The organism is Actinomyces sp. HMT 175 (genome assembly GCF_016694895.1).
In the GTDB taxonomy this organism is placed as follows: Bacteria; Actinomycetota; Actinomycetes; order Actinomycetales; family Actinomycetaceae; genus Actinomyces; species Actinomyces oris.
Genome location: NZ_CP068012.1, coordinates 471,192 through 491,496, shown reverse-complemented (window position 1 = coordinate 491,496; position 20,305 = coordinate 471,192). Strand labels below are relative to the sequence as shown.

11 protein-coding genes are annotated in these 20,305 nt (G+C 66.8%); all 11 read left to right on the top strand.

The annotated features are described in order from the left end of the window. Nucleotides 1–29: 29 nt before the first annotated feature. The 11 genes from JJJ14_RS02015 to JJJ14_RS01965 all read left to right on the top strand — a co-directional run bounded on the left by JJJ14_RS02015 (nucleotide 30) and on the right by JJJ14_RS01965 (nucleotide 20,193). Nucleotides 30–866 (top strand): ABC transporter ATP-binding protein, encoded by an 837-nt coding sequence (locus JJJ14_RS02015; protein ID WP_101558851.1) that lies wholly within the window; start codon nucleotides 30–32, stop codon nucleotides 864–866. A 3-nt stretch (nucleotides 867–869) separates the two neighbouring features. Further along, on the top strand, nucleotides 870–3,443 hold the full coding sequence (locus JJJ14_RS02010; protein ID WP_201444558.1) for an ABC transporter permease: 2,574 nt from the start codon (nucleotides 870–872) through the stop codon (nucleotides 3,441–3,443). Nucleotides 3,444–3,716: 273 nt separating this feature from the next. Beyond that, nucleotides 3,717–5,585, top strand: coding sequence for an ABC transporter transmembrane domain-containing protein (locus JJJ14_RS02005; protein WP_201445046.1), 1,869 nt, complete (start codon nucleotides 3,717–3,719; stop codon nucleotides 5,583–5,585). Further along, nucleotides 5,585–7,321 carry an ABC transporter ATP-binding protein gene (locus JJJ14_RS02000; protein ID WP_201444557.1) on the top strand — a complete coding sequence of 579 codons (1,737 nt, stop codon included), beginning with the start codon at nucleotides 5,585–5,587 and terminating at the stop codon, nucleotides 7,319–7,321. The genes JJJ14_RS02005 and JJJ14_RS02000 overlap by 1 nt, the downstream gene beginning before the upstream one ends. 303 nt (nucleotides 7,322–7,624) lie before the next feature. Further along, on the top strand, nucleotides 7,625–8,113 hold the full coding sequence (locus JJJ14_RS01995; RefSeq protein WP_201444556.1) for a phage holin family protein: 489 nt from the start codon (nucleotides 7,625–7,627) through the stop codon (nucleotides 8,111–8,113). After that, nucleotides 8,110–8,586, top strand: a complete 477-nt coding sequence (locus JJJ14_RS01990; RefSeq protein WP_201444555.1) for a DUF3618 domain-containing protein — start codon at nucleotides 8,110–8,112, stop codon at nucleotides 8,584–8,586. Before JJJ14_RS01995 ends, JJJ14_RS01990 begins: the two co-directional genes overlap by 4 nt. After that, nucleotides 8,583–9,029: a DUF3618 domain-containing protein gene (locus JJJ14_RS01985; protein WP_201444554.1), complete on the top strand. Its 447-nt coding sequence runs from the start codon at nucleotides 8,583–8,585 to the stop codon at nucleotides 9,027–9,029. The genes JJJ14_RS01990 and JJJ14_RS01985 overlap by 4 nt, the downstream gene beginning before the upstream one ends. Before the next feature lie 198 nt (nucleotides 9,030–9,227). Beyond that, on the top strand, nucleotides 9,228–9,371 hold the full coding sequence (locus JJJ14_RS01980) for a hypothetical protein (protein WP_201444553.1): 144 nt from the start codon (nucleotides 9,228–9,230) through the stop codon (nucleotides 9,369–9,371). 326 nt (nucleotides 9,372–9,697) lie between these two features. Then, nucleotides 9,698–12,778 carry a helicase-related protein gene (locus JJJ14_RS01975; RefSeq protein ID WP_236592880.1) on the top strand — a complete coding sequence of 1,027 codons (3,081 nt, stop codon included), beginning with the start codon at nucleotides 9,698–9,700 and terminating at the stop codon, nucleotides 12,776–12,778. Next, entirely contained in the window at nucleotides 12,778–17,514 is a 4,737-nt protein-coding gene (locus JJJ14_RS01970) for a class I SAM-dependent DNA methyltransferase (RefSeq protein ID WP_201444552.1), read from the top strand. Before JJJ14_RS01975 ends, JJJ14_RS01970 begins: the two co-directional genes overlap by 1 nt. 81 nt (nucleotides 17,515–17,595) lie before the next feature. Further along, nucleotides 17,596–20,193: a DEAD/DEAH box helicase gene (locus JJJ14_RS01965; protein ID WP_201444551.1), complete on the top strand. Its 2,598-nt coding sequence runs from the start codon at nucleotides 17,596–17,598 to the stop codon at nucleotides 20,191–20,193. Nucleotides 20,194–20,305 lie beyond the last annotated feature (112 nt).

Here is a 20,305-nt window from a genome sequence, read left to right as displayed (position 1 = left end):
CCGCCCCATGCCACTGCCAGACTGAACCTATGAGTAGTTCCACCCCCGTCGCCGCGTCCTCCGTCCTCACAGCTCACCATCCGGTGGATGACCCCGTGGTCTCCGCACGCAACCTCACCAAGGTCTACGGCCGTGGATCGGGCGCCGTCACAGCGCTCGACTCCGTCAACGTCGACATCGCCCGCGCCCGCTTCACCGCCATCATGGGGCCGTCCGGCTCCGGCAAGTCCACGCTCATGCACTGCCTGGCCGGCCTGGACTCGATCACCTCCGGGGAGATCATGCTCGACGGCGACATGGTCTCCTCCATGAACCAGCGTCGCCTCACCCGCCTGCGCCGCGAGCGCATCGGCTTCATCTTCCAGTCCTTCAACCTGGTCCCCACCCTCACGGCGGCGGAGAACATCACCCTGCCCCTGGATATCGCTCGCAAGAAGGTCAACCCGCAGCGTTTCGACCAGGTGATCGACGCCGTCGGCCTCAGGGAGCGCCTGTCCCACCGGCCCGCCGAGCTCTCCGGCGGCCAGGTCCAGCGCGTGGCCTGCGCCCGGGCGCTCGTGGGCGAGCCGGCGGTCGTCTTCGCCGACGAGCCCACCGGCAACCTGGACTCCCACTCCACCGACCAGGTTCTGGAGATCCTGCGCCGCAGCGTCGACGACCTGGGGCAGTCGGTGGTCATGGTGACCCACGAGCCGGAGGCGGCCGCCTGGGCCGACACCGTCATCTTCCTGCGCGACGGGCACGTCGTCGCCCAGCTGGACGACCCCGACCGCGACCGGGTCCTGGACGCCCTGCGCGAGCTGAGCGAGACCGAGCCCGCCCCCGCAGCCGCCCCGCTCACCGGTTCGGCCGTCGAGGGGGCCTGAGCCATGAGACGAGTCGCCTGGCGCTCCGTGCGCGCCCACGCCAAACAGTTCTTCCTGACCACTTTCGCCGTCATGCTCGGGGTGGCGTTCCTATCGGGCACGCTCGCCCTGCGCGCCTCCATGTCGGAGACCTTCTCCAATCTGACCTCCTCCACCGTCACCTCGGACCTGTACGCCCAAGGCCCCAAGATCGCCGGCAGCGGCTCCTCCAACTCGACGCAGACCAAGCCCATCGACAGCTCCCTGACCGAGCAGATCAAGCAGATCGACGGCGTCGAGGCCGCCAACCCCGGCGTCCAGATGACTGGGGTCCTCGTGGGCTCTAACGACGCCCCGGTGACCACCACCGGCGCCCCCACACTCTTCATACCGCTGTACGACAACGAGAAGGGCCTGACCTGGGCCCAGGGCCACAAGCCTCAAGGGGCCGGTGAGATCACCCTGGAGTCCGGAGCCCTGAAGAACTCCGGCCTCAAGGTCGGGGACAAGACCCACATCGTGGTGCAGGGCTCACCCACCGAGGTCACCGTGGTCGGCGAGTTCCACTACGAGTCCTCCATGGCCAGCGCGACGGTCGTGGGCGTGGACCCGAACTGGCTCATGCCCATCGCCGCCCCGGACGGGAAGGTGACGACCATCGCCGTCGACGTCGCTCAGGGCTCCTCAGTGGACACCGTCAAGTCCGAGATCACCAAGATCCTTCCCGACGGCGCCCAGGTCCAGACCCGCGCCGAGGTCATCAAGGAGCAGAACAAGGCCATTGAGGAGCAGCTGGGCTTCGTTCAGGTCTTCCTGCTGGTCTTCGTCGTCGTCGCAATGTTCGTGGGCTCCTTCATCATCATGAACTCCTTCGCGATGAGCGTGCGTCAGCGGGTCAAGGAGTTCGCCCTGCTGCGGGCGGTCGGGGCCTCGCCGGCCTCCGTGTTCGGCGTGGTGTTCCTGCAGGCGGTCGTCATCGGCGTCGTCGGCTCCGCCCTGGGCGTGGCCGCGGGTGCGGGGCTGCTGGCCGGGTTGTCCGCACTGCTCGACGCCGCTGGCATGCCGCTGCTGGAGGGCACGGGCCTGAGCGGGACGATCATCGCGATCTCGCTGGCGGTGGGCCTGGCCGTCACCGTCGTCGGCGCTCTGCTGCCGGCTCGGGAGGCCGCCTTGACCCACCCGGTCGAGGCCATGCGCGGCGTGTCAGGTTCCCGGGAGAAGTCCCTGGTGCTGCGCACGATCCTGGGCGGGCTGCTGCTGGCGGCCGGCGCGGCCGCGATCGCCGCCGCATGGGTGAACGCGGACCTGACGCAGCGCGGCCTCATCATGGGGCTGGGCGCGGGCGGCACGGTCCTGGGACTGCTCATCGTCTCCCCGACCCTGGCCCGCCCAGTGGTGGCCGTGCTGGGCCTGCCCTTCCGGCTGCTGCGGCCCGCCGGCCGCCTGGCGGTGCGCAACATCGTCCACAACCCGCGCCGCACGGCCAACACCTCCGGCGCCCTCATGGTGGGTATGGCCCTGGTGTGCGCCGGCGCCACGCTGGCCGCCTCCTTCCAGTCCTCGACCTCCGACGAGATCGACAAGTCCCTCAAGGCCGACCTCGTGGTCCAGCCGGCCACCATCGGCAGCCTGAGCACCCGGCTCTCGGCCGACAAGGCCAAGGAGATCGCCGCCATCGACGGGGTCAAGGAGACCTCCTCCTACTCCATCTACGCCGACTCCGTCACCAAGCCCGACGGCAGCCAGACCCCCACCGCCACCGTCATCGTCGTCGATCCCGCCACCTACTCCAAGGCCTACGACGTCTCCGCGAGCGCCGGGTCGATGAAGGATCTGGACGCCACCCACGTGGCCGCGAAGAAGGACGAGGGCCTCAAGCTCGGGGACAAGGTCTCCGTCACCGGCCCCACCGGGTCGGTTGAGGCCACGGTCAGCGCCGTCGTCGACCCGAAGGGAACCGGCGGGAACTACTACATCGCCCCCGAGCTGGCGGCGGCAGTGGGCTCCTGGAACTCCCCGGGCACCACCACGGACCCGGCCCACGTCCTGGACTCGCCGCAGGGCATGCTCCTGACCCTCAAGGAGGGCACCGACCTCGACACGGTGCGGGGCAAGGCCCGCGACATCGTGGCCGACACCTACCAGTACGCGGTGCGCGACGCCAGCGAGATCTCCGACCAGGTCGGTCAGCAGATCAACCAGATGCTCGCCGTCCTCTACGGCCTGCTGGGGCTGAGCATCGCCATCGCCATCCTGGGCATCGTCAACACCCTGGTGCTCTCGGTCTCGGAACGCACCCGAGAGATCGGGCTCATGCGCGCCGTCGGCCTGGGCAAGGCCCAGCTGTCCGGGGAGATCATCACCGAGTCGGTCCTCACCTCCCTGTACGGCACTGTCCTGGGCGGGGCGACCGGGGTGGTCCTGGCCGCCGCCCTCAAGGAGGTCCTGGAGGATCAGGGGCTGACGAGCCTCAGCATCCCCTGGGGCCAGATGGTGGGCATGCTCGTGCTCTCCGTGGTGGTCGGCGTCATCGCGGCCCTGTGGCCGGCGCTGCGCGCCTCCCGGATTCCGGTCCTGGACGCCATCGCCACCGAGTGAGCGGCGTTCGCCGAGTAAGCCGAGCAAGCCCGGCGCCCCGGCCGACCCCCGCAACGGGGGCGGGCCGGGGCGCCGGCACGTCTGCGCGGCCCGTCCGGCAGCTGCCCGAGTCGCGCCCGGCACGTATTCCCGCGCCCGGTATCTTCCTTGTCACCGCCTCTGCCTCTGCCGCGCCGGCTTCCCCTCCGATAGCCTCATGCGATCATGCCCGAATCGTCCTCCCGGTCGTTCCCAACCGTCCCGACCGCGCTGTCCGCCCTGACCGCACAGTCCATGACCCCCGACGCCCCGCTGCCCCATCCCCCGTCCTTGGGGGCCGGGGCGCTTCTGCGCTGGCTACTGCGCCGCGCCGCCGTCCCGGTCACCCTGGCGACCCTCGCGGCCTGCACCTCCAACATCATCCAGGCGATCGTGCCGGCCTTCCTGGGGCAGGCCCTGGACGCCGGCATCGAGAACGGCCTCAACGGCCGCGTCTGGGGCATCGGCGCGCTGCTGCTGGTGCTGTTCGTCGTCTACGCCGTCGGGGACACGATGATGTCCTACTTCGGGGTGACGGCCTGGATGCGCACCGCCTTCGACGTCGACCGGCTCGTGGGCAGGCAGATCTCCGCCACCGGCAAGGACCTGTCCCGGCAGGTCTCCACCGGTGAGGTCGCCACCATCATCGCCTCCGACGCCGACTACCTGGGCAAGCTCATCGAACACCTGCCGGCCCTGCTGGGGGCGGCGGCCAGCTTCCTCGTCGTGGCCGTCCTCATGCTGCGCACCTCGGTGAGCCTGGGGCTCATCGTCATCCTGGGCATGCCGCTGGTGGCGGCCATCGTCACCCTGGTCATCCGCCCCCTACAGAAGCGCCAGGCCGTCCAGCGCGAGGCCCACTCCGCGGTCACCACGGTCACCACGGACACGGTGGCGGGCCTGCGGATCCTGCGGGGCATCGGCGGGGAGGACGTCTTCGCCCGCCGCTACCGGGACGCCTCCCAGGAGCTGCGGCGCCGCGGCGTCGAGGTGGCCTCCTCGCAGGCCACTCTCATGACCCTCCAGGTGCTGCTGCCCGGGCTCTTCGCCGCGATCGTCGTGTGGGTGGCGGCGCGCATGGCCGTGGCCGGCAGCCTCACCCCCGGCGGGCTCATCACCTTCTACGGCTACACCGCCTACCTGTCCTGGCCGCTGTGGGTGTTCACCAGCTCCGTGCAGGACTACACCCGGGCCGTCGTCGGCGCCCGGCGCCTGAGCCGCCTGCTGGAGGTGGCGCCGGCCGCCGGCAGCCTCGTGGAGCGCCTCAACCTGGACCCGGCCGCCGCCCACCCCGTCAGCGGCGACCTGGTGGACACCGGCAGCGGCCTGCGCCTCAAGGAGGGCCGCATGACGGCCCTCGTGTGCCCCGACCCGCAGGTCTCCGCCGACCTGGCCACGCGCCTGGGGCGCTTCACCGACGCCGGCCCCACCGTGACCCTGGCGGGCCGGCCACTGACCACCATGCCCCTGGAGCAGGTACGCGCCAGCGTCGTCGTCTCCGGCGCCACCGCCCAGCTCTTCACCGGGACCCTGCGTGAGGCCCTCGACGTGCGCAGCGGCCCCGACCCGCAGCCGGCGGAACTGGAGGACCTCCTGCGCGCCGAGACCGAGCGCACCACCGGGGCCGACGTCGACCAGCAGGTCCGCCCCCAGGAGCGCGAGGCCCCCGGCGACGACCGGCTCATCGAGGCCGTCGGGATCGCCGACGCCGGTGATGTCCTCACCTCCCTGAGCGAGGGCCTGGCCGGGATGATTACTGAGAAGGGCCGGTCCCTGTCCGGCGGGCAGCGTCAGCGCGTGGCCCTGGCCCGAGCGCTGCTCACCGAGGCACCCACGCTCGTGCTCATCGAACCAACCTCCGCACTGGACTCCCACACCGAGGCCCGGGTGGCCGCCCAGGTGCACCGGGCCCGCGCCGGGCGCACGACCGTCGTCGTCACCGCCTCACCGCTGGTCCTGGAGGCCTGCGACGAGGTCATCCTCCTGGACTCCAGCGGGACCGAGCTGCTGCGCTCCACGCACCGCGAGCTCATGGCGATGGCCCGCGACGGCCACGCGCAGGCGGCCGACTACCGCGCCGTCGTCTCACGGGCCATGGGTGAGGATGAGGAGGCGAGCTGCTGATGGCACTTCCCGTCGCGCCCGGGCCCGTCGCCCTGCGCAAGACCTTCCGCATCATGGCCTCCTACCGGGGGCGCTTCGCCGTCGTCCTGGCCCTCCAGATCACCGCGGTCCTATCCACGCTCGTGGCCCCGCAGCTGCTGGGGCGGCTGGTCGGGCGGGTCTCGGCCGGGCGGGCCGACGCCGGCTACGTGGACCGGCTCGTGCTGACCATCATCGCGGTCACGCTCGTGGGGGCGCTCATCAACCGCTTCGCCCAGAAGCACGCCCGCACCCTGGGCGAGTCGGTCTTCGCCGAGCTGCGCGAGCGCATGATGAACCGGGTGGTGCACCTGCCGCTGAGCGCGGTGGAGTCCGCCGGCACCGGCGACCTCGTGGGGCGCACCACCACCGACGTCTCCCGCATCGAGTTCCTGGTACGGATGGGGATCCCCCAGATCCTCGTGTGCGTGGTGACGATCGTCTTCACACTCCTGGCCGCCGCCGTCGCCGACCCCCTCCTGGCGCTCGGGCTGCTCGTCATCGCCCCACCCGTGTGGGCGATGATGCGCTGGTACCTGCCGATCTCCATCCCCGCCTACCGGGCCGAGTCGGCCGCCCAGGCCCACCTCAACGGGGCGGTCTCCGAGACGGTCGAGCACGCCGAGACCGTGGACGCCCTGGGCATCGGGGCGCGCCGCGAGCGGGCCATCATGACCTCCATCAAGGAGGCCTGGTCCCTGGAGCGCTACACGGCCGCGCTGCGGGTGCGCCTGTTCATGGTGCTCGACGTCGCCTGGCGGGCGCCCGTCGTCGCCGTCCTCCTGTGGGGAGGGTTCCTGGCCGGCCGCGGCTACGCGACCCTGGAGGCAATCACCACGGTCGCCCTGTACTCCATGGAGCTGCGCAAGCCGGTGGGCCAGCTCATGTTCTGGGTCGACCAGGTCCAGATCGCCCAGGCCTCCCTGTCCCGCATCCTGGGGGTGGAGGAGGTCCCCGACGACCGCACCCCCACCGGCGAGGAGCCCAAGGGCACGCGGATCGTGCTCGACGACGTGCGCTTCTCCTACCGGGAGGGCGTCGAGGTGCTCCACGGGATCGATCTGGAGCTCGTGCCCGGGGAGCGGCTGGCCGTCGTCGGGCCCTCGGGGTCGGGTAAGTCCACGCTGGGGCGGATGCTGGCCGGCATCAACCCGCCCACCTCCGGGAGCGTCACCGTGGGCGGGGTGTCGCTGACGGACCTGACCGAGGACGAGCTGCGCCGCCACGTGGCCCTGGTGACCCAGGAGCACCACGTGTTCGTCGGCACCGTGGCGGACAACGTGCGCCTGGGGCGGCCGGGCGCCTCCGACGACACGATCCGCGAGGCGATCGAGGCCATCGGGGCCGATGCCTGGGTGGACGGGCTGCCCGAGGGGATGGACACGATGGTCGGCTCGGGGCACCTCGAGCTCAGCCCCGCCCAGGCCCAGGAGGTGGCGCTGGCCCGGCTGGTGCTGCTGGACCCGCACACACTCATCCTGGACGAGGCCACCTCACTGCTGGACCCGCGCGCCGCCCGCACCCTGGAGCGGACCCTGTCCACGGCGCTGGCCGGACGCACCGTCATCGAGGTGGCCCACCGCCTCTACACGGCCGCCGACGCCGACCGGGTCGCCGTCGTCATGGACGGGCGGATCGTCGAGCTCGGCACCCACGACGAGCTCGTGGCCCTCGGCGGGGAGTACGCGCGCCTCTGGCAGGCCTGGAACCAGGAGTAGCCGGGCGGAGGTGCGGCCGGTGGGTCGGCCGTGCCGACGTCGGGCACCGGGCCGGTCCGCGCCGTCGGGACGGATAGGGCCACCCTGCCGATCAGGGCGACGATGGCGGCCCTTCACAGATCGCCGGTGGCGAAAGCCGGCCCTTATCGCCCAAACCTACAAACCCGCTCGGGCCTGCGTTGTTCCACGAGGGCGCAGGCTGTGAGATTCTTAGGGCGGCGAGTCGTCCCACTGTCGCGATCCCGCCGCCTCGCAGTCAGCTGACTGCGTCCAACGCCGTGCCTCACACAAGAAGGTTCGTTCATGCCCAACAACCAGCCACCTCCCCCGCCGTCGCAGGCGACGCCGTCGGCCTCCACCACGCCTCCTCGCAGGGCTGCCGGCAGCGCGCAGCCCACGCTCGGGGAGCTCATCGCCCGCATCTCGGAGAACATCTCCGCGCTGGTGCGCGGCGAGATCGACCTGGCCAAGGCCAAGGGCCAGCGCATGGCCAAGGAGATGGGGCTGGGGGCCGGGCTACTCGCCGCCGCCGGAGTGCTGGCCCTGTTCATCTTCGGGCTGCTGCTGGGGGCCCTGACGACCGGGCTGTCCCACGTCATGCCGCTGTGGGCCGCCTTCCTCGTGGTCGCGCTGATCCTCACCCTCATCGCCGTGACGATGGCCCTGATCGGCATCAAGCGCCTCAAGGCCGCCAAGGCCGACACGCCGACGCCGCAGGAGGGGCTGAAGGAGTCCGTCAACGCCGTCAAGGGGGCCGTGACCTCCGGCCTGCAGAGGGGGAACGCCCAGTGAGCGCCAACACCGCACCCACGCCCGTCCCCGCCGCGCCGGCCGCGCCGTCGGCTGACGACGTCCTGTCCGACCTGGCGGCCCGGCGCCTGACGCTGGCTGCCGACGTCGACGAGCTCGCCGCACGCCTGGCCCCGAACAACCTGGCCAAGGTCGCCAAGCTCAAGGCCCGTGAGAAGGTCCAGGAGCTGCGCAGCCAGGCCGTCAGCAAGGCCCAGGACACGGCCAGGCAGGTCAAGAACCGCCTGGTCTCCCTGGCCGGCGGCGGCACCGACCCCGAGGGTGGGGTCGATACCTACGATCCCAGCACGCGGACCCTCGGCCAGCGTGTCTCCCGCTTGTTCGACGACGCCCGCGACGGCGACCCCGCCTCCCTGGGGATCGTCACGGTTACGGGTCTCGCCCTGGCGGGCCTGAGCGTGACGGCGACCGTCGCCGCGGTCAAGGCCTTCCGCACGCGGGCGGCTCGGGCATGACCAGCGGACAGCAGGCCGGTGCCTCCGGTGCTGAAGGTGCTGGGGCCTCCGGGGCCAGGTCGCTGAGCCCCGAGCAGATCGAGGAGCGGCTGCGCGCCCAGCGCGAGGCCCTGGCGGCGAGCGTCGATGAGTTCGCCTCCCGGATCGACCCGCGCACGCAGGCCAAGGAGGCCGGGGAGCACCTGCGCGAGCAGGCGAGCGCCAAGGCCGAGCATCTGCGTGAGCAGGCCGCGGCGGGGGCCGGCCGTTTGCGAGAGCAGGCGGAGGCCGGCACCGGCCGACTGCGCGAGGGGGCCCGACGCTGGGCCGAGCAGGCGGAGGAGACCTGGGAGCGCGCCAAGCAGGGCGACTCCGAGGCGTCGTCCAAACTCGCCAAGGCGGCCGCCGTCGCCGGAGGCGTGGTGACCGCCGGCATCGTCCTGACCCGCCTCGCCCGCCGCTGACACAGAACCACCCGTCGAGGACGCACCATCGGGCTCGCGGACTGCACCCCCCAGGATCAGCCCTCAGCCTGTACGGTGCGTCCTCGCATCGTAGCGGCACCCCGCCGAACTCCAGGCCAAGAGCCAGCCGTCCACATCGGGAACTGCGATGCCCGCCGGGGACGTACTTCTCCTCCAGATAACTGCATTCACACCTCAGTGACCTGGAGGAAAACGCAGTCCTCGATCACCAAGTACGTCCCCGACACCGAGGGCACGTCCTCGCGCACTGATAGCCGGGAGAACAACTTCCCGTCATACCTGAGCAAGGCAGGCAGTAAGGGGAGATACGCCACCAAGTAAAATGTGTTCTACGACACACTTACGTCATCTGGTCTCACACCCCGCAAGCCCCTAACCTAATCCCATAACTCCCCGCCGTCCTCCGGGACTGGCGGGGTCTACTTTTCTTTGCAGGAGGCTACTCGTGGCCCTCAAAATGGCGGTCGTCGTTGACTACCAGAACGTCTATCTCACTGGGACAGGCCTATGCACGCCAAGGCGGCCTCCCGAGGACGCACGCCCGCTGGTTCTGCTCGCCGTAGCCCGGCACCGGCCCGCAGGTCACAGATCAGTCACTGCCCCGAATTGGTCTCGACCACCTGCACCAGCGTCCTAAAATCACTTCCGTGACAACGGCGCCCACGACTCCCCAGGATGCGGTGACGGATCCTGCTCCTTCCCTCCCTTCTCTTGATGTCGCTCCGGGCTCTGTGGTCCGGGTACGTGACGAGGACTGGCTGGTCACCCAGGTTTCCACCACGTCTGACGGCATGCTGGTGACGGTGCAGGGCCTGTCCGAGCTGGTTCGGGACACGACGGCGCAGTTCTCCGCTGGTCTTGACCACATCGTCCCGGTGGATCCGCGCCACACCCGGGTCATCGCGGACACCTCCACCCGTCACCGGCTCTCGCGCCTGTGGCTGGAGGCGACGCTGCGCAAGACGGCCCTCCCGGCGACCTCCACCGACCTGGCCGTGGTCAGTGACGTTCTCGCTGACCCGCTGGCCTACCAGCTGACGGCGGTTCGCCAGGCCCTGGATCCGGCGAACCTGCGCCCGCGCATCCTCCTGGCTGACACGGTGGGTCTGGGCAAGACCTTGGAGATCGGCATGATTCTGGCCGAGCTCGTGCGCCGCGGCCGGGGCGACCGCATTCTCATCGTCACGCCCCGTCACGTGCTCGAGCAGATGCAGCATGAGATGTGGTCGCGCTTCGCGCTGCCCTTCGTGCGCCTGGACTCGGTGGGTATCCAGCGGGTGCGCCGTTCGGTGCCGGCCTCACGCAACCCGTTCTCGGTGTTCCACCGCGCGATCATCTCCATCGACACGTTGAAGTCGGACCGCTACCTCAATCATCTGCGCAAGCAGCGCTGGGACGCGGTCGTCATCGACGAGTCGCACAACGTCACCAACAAGGGCACGCTCAACAACCGGCTCGCGGACATTCTGGCCCGTCAGACCGACGCGCTCATCCTGGCCTCGGCCACGCCCCACAACGGCAACCCGAAGTCCTTCGCCGAGCTCATCCGTCTGCTGGAGCCGACGGCGGTACACGCGGACGGCTCCCTTGATGAGGAGGCGGTGCGTCGCCTCGTCATCCGCCGCCACCGTCACTCCGACGAGGTGCGCGACGTCGTGGGCGGCCGCTGGAAGGAGCGCCTGACTCCGGTCAACAAGCTGGTGGAGCCCTCCCCGGCTGAGGACGCGGTGGCCGGCGAGCTGTCAGGCACCTGGCTGCACCGGACCGACGGCGCCTCGGCACCGGGCGGTCGCAGGCCCACCGCCCGCGGCGGCGATTCCCTGTTCGCCTGGACCCTGGCCAAGTCCTTCCTGTCCTCGCCGGCGGCCCTCATCCAGACGATCGACGAGCGCCTGGCCCGACGCCGCAGCCGGGCAGCAGCAGCCGGCTCCGCCCCGGAGCCCTCGGAGCAGTCCCAGGCGCTGACCCGCCTGCGCGAGCTGGCCGTGGAGGCCAACACAACGGCCTCGGGCAAGTACCAGGCGCTGCTGGCCGAGTTGCGCCGCATCGGGATCGGCCCCAGGTCGCCCGAGCGCGTCGTCGTCTTCGCTGAGCGCATCGCCACGCTCACCTGGCTGGCCGAGCACCTGCGCGAGGACCTGCGTCTGCCCGCCGACGCGGTGCGGGTCATGCACGGGAGCCTGTCCGACGTGGAGCAGCAGGAGATCGTGGAGCAGTTCCGCCAGGCCCACACGCCGGTGCGCGTCCTGGTGACTGGCGACGTCGCCTCGGAGGGCGTCAACCTGCACGCCCAGTGCCATGAGCTCATCCACTACGACATCCCCTGGTCGCTCATCCGCATCGAGCAGCGCAACGGCCGCATCGACCGCTACGGCCAGTCCGTCTCACCGCAGATCACGACCCTGCTGCTGAGCCCGTCGGACCCGCGCTTCTCCGGCGACGTCCGCGTGCTCACGCGCCTGATGGAGAAGGAGGATCAGGCGCACCGGGCCCTGGGCGACGCCGCCTCCCTCATGGGCCTGTACTCGGGCGAGAAGGAGGAGGAGGCGATCCGTCAGGCACTCGCGGCCGGGCAGGACATTGACGACGTCGTCCCCGACGCCGACGACGCACTCAACCTGGATCCCATGGCGGCTTTGTTCGCGAAGCTGACGGGCACGGCCGAGGCCAAGGGTGACGGTGTTGCTGCACCCACCGGCGCCGAGGACTCCCCTGCTGATCCGAGCGCTCCCGGCGCCCCGGCCGGTCCGGCCTCCCCCATCCAGCCCGCTGCCCCGCTGGCCACGTCGACGCTGTACGAGACCCAGCTGGACTATCTGCGCCAGGCCCTCACCGAGCTTTATGAGCGCCCGGAGGAGCCAGAGCAGCGCCAGACCGGCGGTGGGGGCGTGTCGTGGCGGGAGCACGGCACGCAGCACGTGGTGGAGATGGTGCCCCCGGCGGGGCTGCGCCATCGCTTGTCGGTGCTGCCGCAGTCCTACCTGCGTGAGCGCCGCGTCCAGGAGCACCTCAAGCTGGCGACGACGCAGACGAAGGGCGCGCGCCTTCTCACGGAGGCCCTGAGTGACTCCTCGGACTCCTCCTGGCCAGAGGCCCACTACCTGGGGCCGCTGCACCCGGTGCTGGACTGGGCCGGCGACCGGGTCCTGGCCAAGCTCGGCCGCTCCTCAGTGTTCGCGGTGCGCGGCGACGTCGACTCACCGACCGTCCTGCTTCTGGGGACGCTGACGAACCAGGCGGGCCGGACGGTGTCGATGGTGTGTGTCAGTACCGCTTTCCCCTACCTGGACCTGGCGGCCGCGCAGTCGGAGCTGGATGCGGGCCGGCCGGTCGAGGCGCAGGCGATCGGGCAGGTGCACGACTCCCCCACCGCCATGTTCGAGGCGGTGGGCATCTCCCGGGAGCTGCGGAACTCCGGGCCGGTGACGCAGACCAGCCTGCTGGAGGCGCTCATCCCTCCGGCGGTGGATACGGCTAGGGACCACATGAGACTGACCCTCGACGCAGCGGAGGAACAGGCGACGGCTCGGGTTGAGGCCTGGGCCGAGCACGCGAACGCCTGGGATGACGAGGCCGGTCGCCTCATCCAGAACCGCCACCTGCGCGAGCAGCGGATCACGGTGGCTCAGGAGCACGAGCTCAGGAAACAGCACCTGCCCGCGCACACGCTGGTGCGCCCACTGCTGGTGGTGGTGCCGCAGGACTTCGGGATGGAAGGGGATCTCTGATGGCGGTGTCGGATGCGCTGGTCGTCGGCGAGGACTGGATCAGCGAGCACTACTTCACGACGGACGCCACCAAGGAATCCTTCCTGGCGCGCGTGCTGGAGCGCCGCAAGGAATGGGAGGCCCTGGAGAAGCCGGCCGATCCTGGCACTGCCCCGACGCCAACGCCTCGTTCCCGGTTCCGTTCCGAGCGTTCCCGCTTGGAGGAGCTGCTGGCGGCCCTGCCCGCCGACGACGCAGGCTCCCTGACCGGCGCGGCCCTGGAGGCGGCCGGCGAGCTCGATGCGCTCCTGCGCGAGATTCTGGGCTTCACGTCGTCGGAGTACCGCCTGACTGAGCGGGGTCCGGTGACCCTGGTGAGGCCGGTGGGTGATGAGGGCCCGGCCCCGTTGGCGCTGCTGCGCGCCCGCCCGGTGACCACGGTGGAGGACCTGCTGGTCAAGGACGCCCCCACGCTCGCTGAGGAGTGGCAGCCCGTGGACCTGGGGGACCCCGACGCCCCGGCGCTGGAGGGGGCTGAGCCGATCGAGTCGGTGTCTCGGGCGCTGTCGACGCTCATGACGGATGGTCACGGCCCGGCCTTCGCCCTGGTTCTGGCGGGCCAGTGGGCGCTGGTGGCAGAGCGGGAGCGGTGGCCGGAGGGCCGCTGGCTGGCGGTGAACGTGCAGCTCGTCGTCGAGCGTCATGAGGCGACGCGCGGCGGCGAGGTGGAGCGGGCCCTGACCTGCCTGGATGCCCGTTCACTGCTGCCGACGGCGGAGGGCGAGACGTGGTGGGCGGCCACCTTGGAGGACTCGGCGGCCCACACGGTGGGGGTCTCGAAGGATCTGCGTGAGGGTGTGCGCTCCTCCATTGAGATCCTTGCGAATGAGGTGGTGCGCCGTCGCGCCGCGCGGGGGCTGGAGCCGCTGCCCCAGGAGCGGGCGCAGGACCTGGCGCTGCAGTCGCTGCGCTACATCTACCGGATCATCTTCCTGCTGTATGCGGAGGCGAGCCCTGAGCTGGGGGTCCTGCCGGTGGGCGCCACCGAGTACGACGCCGGCTACGGCCTGGATCGTCTGCGCGAGCTGGCCTTGAGGGAGCTGCATGAGGAGTCGGCCCTGGCGGGCACGCACATCTACGAGTCCCTGGACCGGCTGTTCCACTTGGTCGATGAGGGCCATAACGAGCAGGTGCCGGCCGCGCAGGAGGGCAGCTTCGATGGCCTGGTCTTCCGGCCGATGCGCGCCGACCTTTTCCGCCCGGCGGCGACCGCCCTCATTGACGAGGTAGGCCTGGGTAACGGGGCGCTGCTGCGGGTGCTGCGCCATCTGCTGCTGACTAAGGAGAACAGCAAGAGCGGCCGTGGCTTCATCTCCTATGTGGAGCTGGGCATCAACCAGCTGGGTGCCGTCTACGAGGGGCTCATGAGCTACTCGGGTTCCTTCGCCACCGAGCGGCTGTGGGAGGTGGCGCCGGGCGGGGACGCCTCGAAGGGCTCGTGGGTGGTGCCCGAGGAAGTCATGAAGGGCCTGGAGGAGAAGGACTTCGTGACGGTGGAGGATGAGGTGACGGGCGAGCGCCGCAACGTCACCTATGAGAAGGGGCAGTTCGTTTACCGGCTCTCCGGCCGGGACCGGCAGCGCTCGGCCTCCTTCTACACCCCGGAGGTGCTGACGCGTTTCACGGTGCAGCAGGCGCTGGCCGAGCTGCTGGATCAGGATGGGCGGACGACGAGCGCTGAGGAGATCCTGCACCTGACGGTGTGCGAGCCGGCGCTGGGGTCGGGAGCCTTCGCGATTGAGGCGGTGCGCCAGCTGGCGGAGCAGTACCTCTCGCGGCGTGAGCGCGAGCTGGGCCGGCGCGTGGACCCGGAGGAGCGGCCCCGGGAGCTGGCGAAGGTGAAGGCGTATCTCGCCTTGCACCAGGTCTACGGGGTGGACCTCAATGCGACGGCGGTGGAGCTGGCGGAGGTGTCCTTGTGGTTGGACACGATGGTGGAGGGGCTGGCGGCCCCGTGGTTCGGGCTGCGGCTGCGGCGCGGTAACTCCCTGGTGGGAGCGCGCCGGGCCCTGTACTCGACCTCTCAGCTGAAGAAGCGGGCGTGGCTGTCGGCCGCTCCGGTGCCCGAGCCGCTGAGCCAGGTGGCGGCCGTGCTCGACGACGCCAATGCCGCCTCCCGGCACCGGATTGGCGGGGCGCTGGACGTCTCCGGAAGCATCCATCACTTCCTGCTACCGGCCAAGGGCTGGGGCAGCGCGGTGGAGGTCCCCAAGCAGGTGCGGGACCTGGTCGATGCCGACAGGCTCAAGGCCCTCAAGGCCTGGCGCAAGGACATCACGAAAGCACTGAGCACCACCCAGTCCTTCCGGCTGATGGCCTTGGCCCGGCGCGTGGAGGTGCTGTGGGAGATGACCTTGCGGCGCCTGCGGGTGGCGGAGGCGGAGGCCTCGCGGCGCATCGATCTGTGGGGCCGCGAGTTGCAAGCCGACGCCGGTTCAACGGTGTCCCGTGAGGACATCGAGGCCTATCTGGCGGCGCCGGGTTCGGCGTATCGGCGGCTGCGGCTGGTCATGGATGCGTGGTGCGCCCTGTGGTTCTGGCCGCTGACCACGGACGTGACGCCGCCGAGCCTCGATGAGTGGCTGGGTGCCCTGGAGGGGCTGCTGGGCAAGCAGGTCAAGGACGCCAAAGGCACCGATGGGACCCTCGTGGATGCTTCCTCCTGGGCAGAGCTGGAGACCATGGAGGAGGTCGAGCTCGGTCTCGCCGGAGCCCGCAAAGTGCCGTCAGTTGTTGACGAGCACGAGTGGTTGGGCGTGGTGCGCGAGGTAGCTCAGGCCCAGGGCTTCTTCCACTGGGAACTGGACTTCGCCACCGTCTTCGCCCGCGGCGGCTTCGACCTGCAGGTCGGGAACCCGCCGTGGGTGAGGCCCCGCACCGATGTTGCCGGTCTTCTCTCTGAAGGAGACCCCTGGTGGTCACTCAGTAACAAGCCGTCCGTCGCCGCAAAGAACGAGCGCATGCCACGCACTATGGCTCGTCCTGGAGTCCTACACACGGTCCTCGACGGAACCGCTGAGATCATCGTTCTTTCTGAACTCCTGAGCGACCCCGCCGTCTATCCTCTGCTGAGCGGCCAGCCGGATCTCTACCGAGCCTTCATGTGCCAGGTCTGGAGCCATCAGAATGACCAGGGTATTTCCTCTCTCATCCATATGGAGACTCACTTCACCGACGCCAAGACCCCAGGACTCCGTGCCGCCGCCTACCGACACCTACGACGACACTGGCAATTTATTAACGAGCTCAGGCTCTTCGACATCCACCACCTTGTCCAGTACGGCGTACACGTCTATGGATCAGAACGGTCGCCTTCATTTCTCCACGCCACAACACTTTACCACCCAGAGACCGTTGTACGTTCCCTCATGCATGACGGCAGCGGAGAAGAACCAGGACTTAAGGATCCGCGCACCGGAACCTGGGACTTACGGCCGCACGCAGCCCGCATCGAATCCATCGATAAAGTCACACTGAAGACCTGGCAATCAGTGACAGAATCTGACGACTGGCACTCAGCTCCCATGGTTCTGACTGTAAACTCAGCCGCTTCACGAACCCTGTCGGCACTCGCAAATCAACCACGCATCGGAGACCTCAACCTCAGATTCTCCCGCGGCTGGGATGAATCTATCGACCGCCAAAAAGGACGCTTCATTCAGCAGTGGGGGCAGTCATCTTGGGAGGACGCTATCCTCCAAGGACCTCACCTCCACGTCTCGACCCCCCTGTACAAACAGCCTAACGAGTCCATGAAGCACAATCTGGACTGGACCTCAACCGATCTGGAAGCACTTTCCCCGAGCGCGCAGCCCACCACCCAATACAAGCCCGCAGGCGACCGCGACACCTACGACCGTCTCTACACCCACTGGGGTGACTCTTCCGCCCGCGACCACTACCGCATCGCCTGGCGCACTCAGGTCCCCCTCACCGGGGAACGCACCCTCACACCGAGCATCATCCCGCCCGGATCCGCCCATGTCGACGGACTGTATTCGGGAGGTTCGCCTCAATACCATGAGGACCTGCTTGTGCTGACTTCCGGCGCCCTTAGTTCAATCCTCGTTGATTTCTACGCCCGCTCACGAGGCTTCTCACACATCCGAAGCTCCGCAGCAAACTCACTACCGACGGTTAGCCCAGCATCGCCCCTAGCACTACGCGTGCGATATCGGACGCTCCGCCTTAACTGCCTCACGGATGCCTATGCCGACCTGTGGACGGAGTGTTGGCATGAGTCGTTTGTGACCGACACTCCGATCTTGGAGCGTTATGACGAACGACCGATCGGTCCGGACTGGACAGCCGATACGCCCTTGCGTCGGGCGGAGGATCGTCGCAACGCGCAGGCGGAGATCGATGTCATGGTGGCGATGATGCTGGGCGTGCCGATTGAGGACCTGTGCACGATTTACCGCACCCAGTTCGCGGTGCTGTACGACTACGACCATGGCCGCGGCCAGGGCGCTTACGTGTATGACGCGAACGGCCGTCAGCTGCCGACTCCGGTCCGCCAGGCCTGGGAGAAGCGCCAGCACCCCACTTCCAACGAAGACATGCCGCTATCAGAGCGCGCTCACACCCACCCTGGCTCCGGCGTCTCCTACGTCTACGACCTCCCCTTCCGCATCCGCGACCGCGAATCCGACTTCCGCCGCATCCACACCGCCGTTTCAAATAGAGAAAAGGCATAAACTTCCACTCTTCCCAGCAGCAAAGCCATAGAGACTCATTTATCACCAGTCTCCCAAGCACCTACCCCACAAGGAATAATCATGGCATTCAAAAGATCAGTTCGAAAGACAACGCGGTACGCCACCCCCGGAGAACTATATCGCGACCTACCACAACGTACCGGAGCAGTTCAAGGTTTATGGGCACATCAGGCCGAAATGCTCAAAGCATACACAGATAAAGCCAACCATCCCGACATTGCTCTCGAACTACCAACAGGTACCGGAAAGACACTTATTGGGCTCCTCATCGCCGAATGGAACCGTCGATACCACAACCAACGCGTTCTATACGCATGCCCAACACGGCAGCTAGCAGAACAAGTTTATGTCTCTGCCAATCGCGAAGGTATCGACACGACATTATTAACCGGCTCTCATGTAAAGTGGGACCCACTTTCTAGAATGCACTACGAGTCCGCTCAACGTGTTGGCATCACTACTTACAGCAGCATATTCAATTCACACCCAAAGCTAGCAGACCCATCAGTCATGCTATTCGATGACGCCCATGCGGGAGAACAGTATGTTGGAGAGGCGTACAGTCTTAGTCTTAACAGATACAATGACACCAACGAATACCAGCGGACCCTCGATGTCATAAGTCCAGCAGTTGACAAAGTATTCCTTGAGCGCTTAAAGACCGACCAGTCGGATCCGGCAATTACAAGCGAAGTTCGTCTAGTAGTGCCGTTGCGGCAAGCAGGAATGGTAAAAGAACTCACTAAAACGCTATCTACACTCAGAGAGCCGCATTCATATCGCTACTCGATGATTCACCAGGGCATAGCGTCCTGCCTAATTTACGTTTCATACTCAGAAATACTAATACGTCCATACATACCGCCCACAAACCAAAATTCTTTATTCACACAAGCGAGACAGCGCATCTATCTTTCAGCCACACTTGGTGACGGCGGTGAACTTGAACGCGCGTTCGGTCGGCACACCATCGAGCGGCTGCATCAGTTAGATGATAATACTGCACCACGATCGGGGCGACGTTTTTTTGTATTCCCGGAGTTCGTTCCTAATTCTAAAGAAGAAGCTGCAGAACTGAGTAAAGCCATTGTTACCCAAGCAGGGAAGGCCCTTATCCTCTCTCAGAGCAACGAAGTAGCAATGAAAGACGCTAAGGAACTAGCACAAGACGGCTGGCGCACCTTTGGCATAGACGATGTATCCACAAGCATGCAGACATTCATCGACGCAGAACATGCAGTATGCGCCTTGGCCGCTCGCTATGACGGCCTCGACCTTCCCGGAGACGCCTGCCGGCTGATTGTGTTTGACGGCACACCCGATCAGCTGAATCTTCAGGAGCGTTTTCTTCAGCAAAATGTGCAAGCCGGGGTTGCCCTTGAGACTCGCATCCGTACTCGGATTGTTCAAGGTAGTGGACGCTGTACTCGAGGCCCAAAGGATACAGCGGTTGTTCTAATCAAGGGAGAACTATCTCACTACTTGACGCGTCCAGAAACGAGGCTACCCCTTTCTCCTGAACTTCAAGCAGAAATTCTTTTTGGGTTAGAGAATTCTCAAGACCGAACCAGAGAAGACATACTAGAAAACACTCGTGCGTTCTTAAGCCAGGATACCGATGACACTTGGAGATCAGACGCGGAACCAATACTTACCGATTACAGGCGCGAGGCAGCTCAATCCCCCTCGCCAGGTTCCTGCTATCTATCCGCTTGCGTGGACAAAGAGATCGACGCATGGAATTCAGCGTCAGTGAGTTCGTGGCGAGATGCCGCCGATAGTGCGCACTCCGTCTGCAACACACTTGGAAATGGAGGTAAAGCAACCCGACAGTATCAGGCATTCTGGAAATATCTGGAGGCAGCATGGACCGATATGGCTGCAGAAGAGAGCGGGGACTCTCTGCTGAAATCTGTATCTCGAAACTTACTATCCGAGGCCTCATCTATGGCCGGGAGGTGTCTATGGATCAATCAAATGGCACAGTTTCCAGAAACAGAAGCACCAACAATGAGTCAAGCAGACAACGTCGCCATTAATAGTATCGTGGCGACACTCAGAGGAGACCTTAAGGAAAATCGCCATCGAGACAAGCTAATCCGTATGAGGGACGAGATTTCTCAACGGGATGCCGGTAGGTTCGAAGCCGGACTGACAACACTTGGTCGTATGCTTGGGGCCGATGCATCGAAACCGACACGGCAGGGCCGCTGCGACTCCACGTGGTGTTGGGATAACGAACTGTGGCTTGCACTTGAAGCCAAAAGTGAACACAATACTGCCGGCACACTGTCCATCAAGGATGTTCGACAATCTAATGGACAACTACAACTACTGGCCGACGATCGCAACTGTTCAACTACTCCGCCAGACAGCGCAGTCGTCATAATTTCACCTAAGCCTGGTGTGCATAGTGACGCCATCACCATCGCACACAACGATGTTTATCTTGCACATCCGGACACAATTAGAACTATCGCTGCCGACACAGAAAATGCATGGAAACGTCTTTTAACTGGGATTAGCGGCATGAGCGCGGACGATCTACATACTCTTGTCGCCCAGACACTTCGAGGGTTTGAGCTCCTACCTTCGGACATCCGTAACCGCTTGACCAGAAATCCTATTGGTCAAACTAAAGTCATTCCCGAGGATTAATGACGATTTTCCTCGCCCCTAACCTTCAGACCGGAGGTATCCGGCACTCCAACACCGGCCGCCTCTCGACAACCTTCTCAAGAACTTCGCGAGGTTGGTGATGACGTCTCAA

Excerpts from the sequence above, each read along its gene's own strand:
- JJJ14_RS02005 (WP_201445046.1), top strand. The coding sequence starts at position 3,717 with ATGACCCCCGACGCCCCGCTGCCCCATCCCCCGTCCTTGGGGGCCGGG.
- JJJ14_RS02000 (WP_201444557.1), top strand. The coding sequence starts at position 5,585 with ATGGCACTTCCCGTCGCGCCCGGGCCCGTCGCCCTGCGCAAGACCTTC.
- JJJ14_RS01970 (WP_201444552.1), top strand. The coding sequence starts at position 12,778 with ATGGCGGTGTCGGATGCGCTGGTCGTCGGCGAGGACTGGATCAGCGAG.
- JJJ14_RS02010 (WP_201444558.1), top strand. The coding sequence starts at position 870 with ATGAGACGAGTCGCCTGGCGCTCCGTGCGCGCCCACGCCAAACAGTTC.
- JJJ14_RS02015 (WP_101558851.1), top strand. The coding sequence starts at position 30 with ATGAGTAGTTCCACCCCCGTCGCCGCGTCCTCCGTCCTCACAGCTCAC.
- JJJ14_RS01965 (WP_201444551.1), top strand. The coding sequence starts at position 17,596 with ATGGCATTCAAAAGATCAGTTCGAAAGACAACGCGGTACGCCACCCCC.
- JJJ14_RS01985 (WP_201444554.1), top strand. The coding sequence starts at position 8,583 with ATGACCAGCGGACAGCAGGCCGGTGCCTCCGGTGCTGAAGGTGCTGGG.
- JJJ14_RS01995 (WP_201444556.1), top strand. The coding sequence starts at position 7,625 with ATGCCCAACAACCAGCCACCTCCCCCGCCGTCGCAGGCGACGCCGTCG.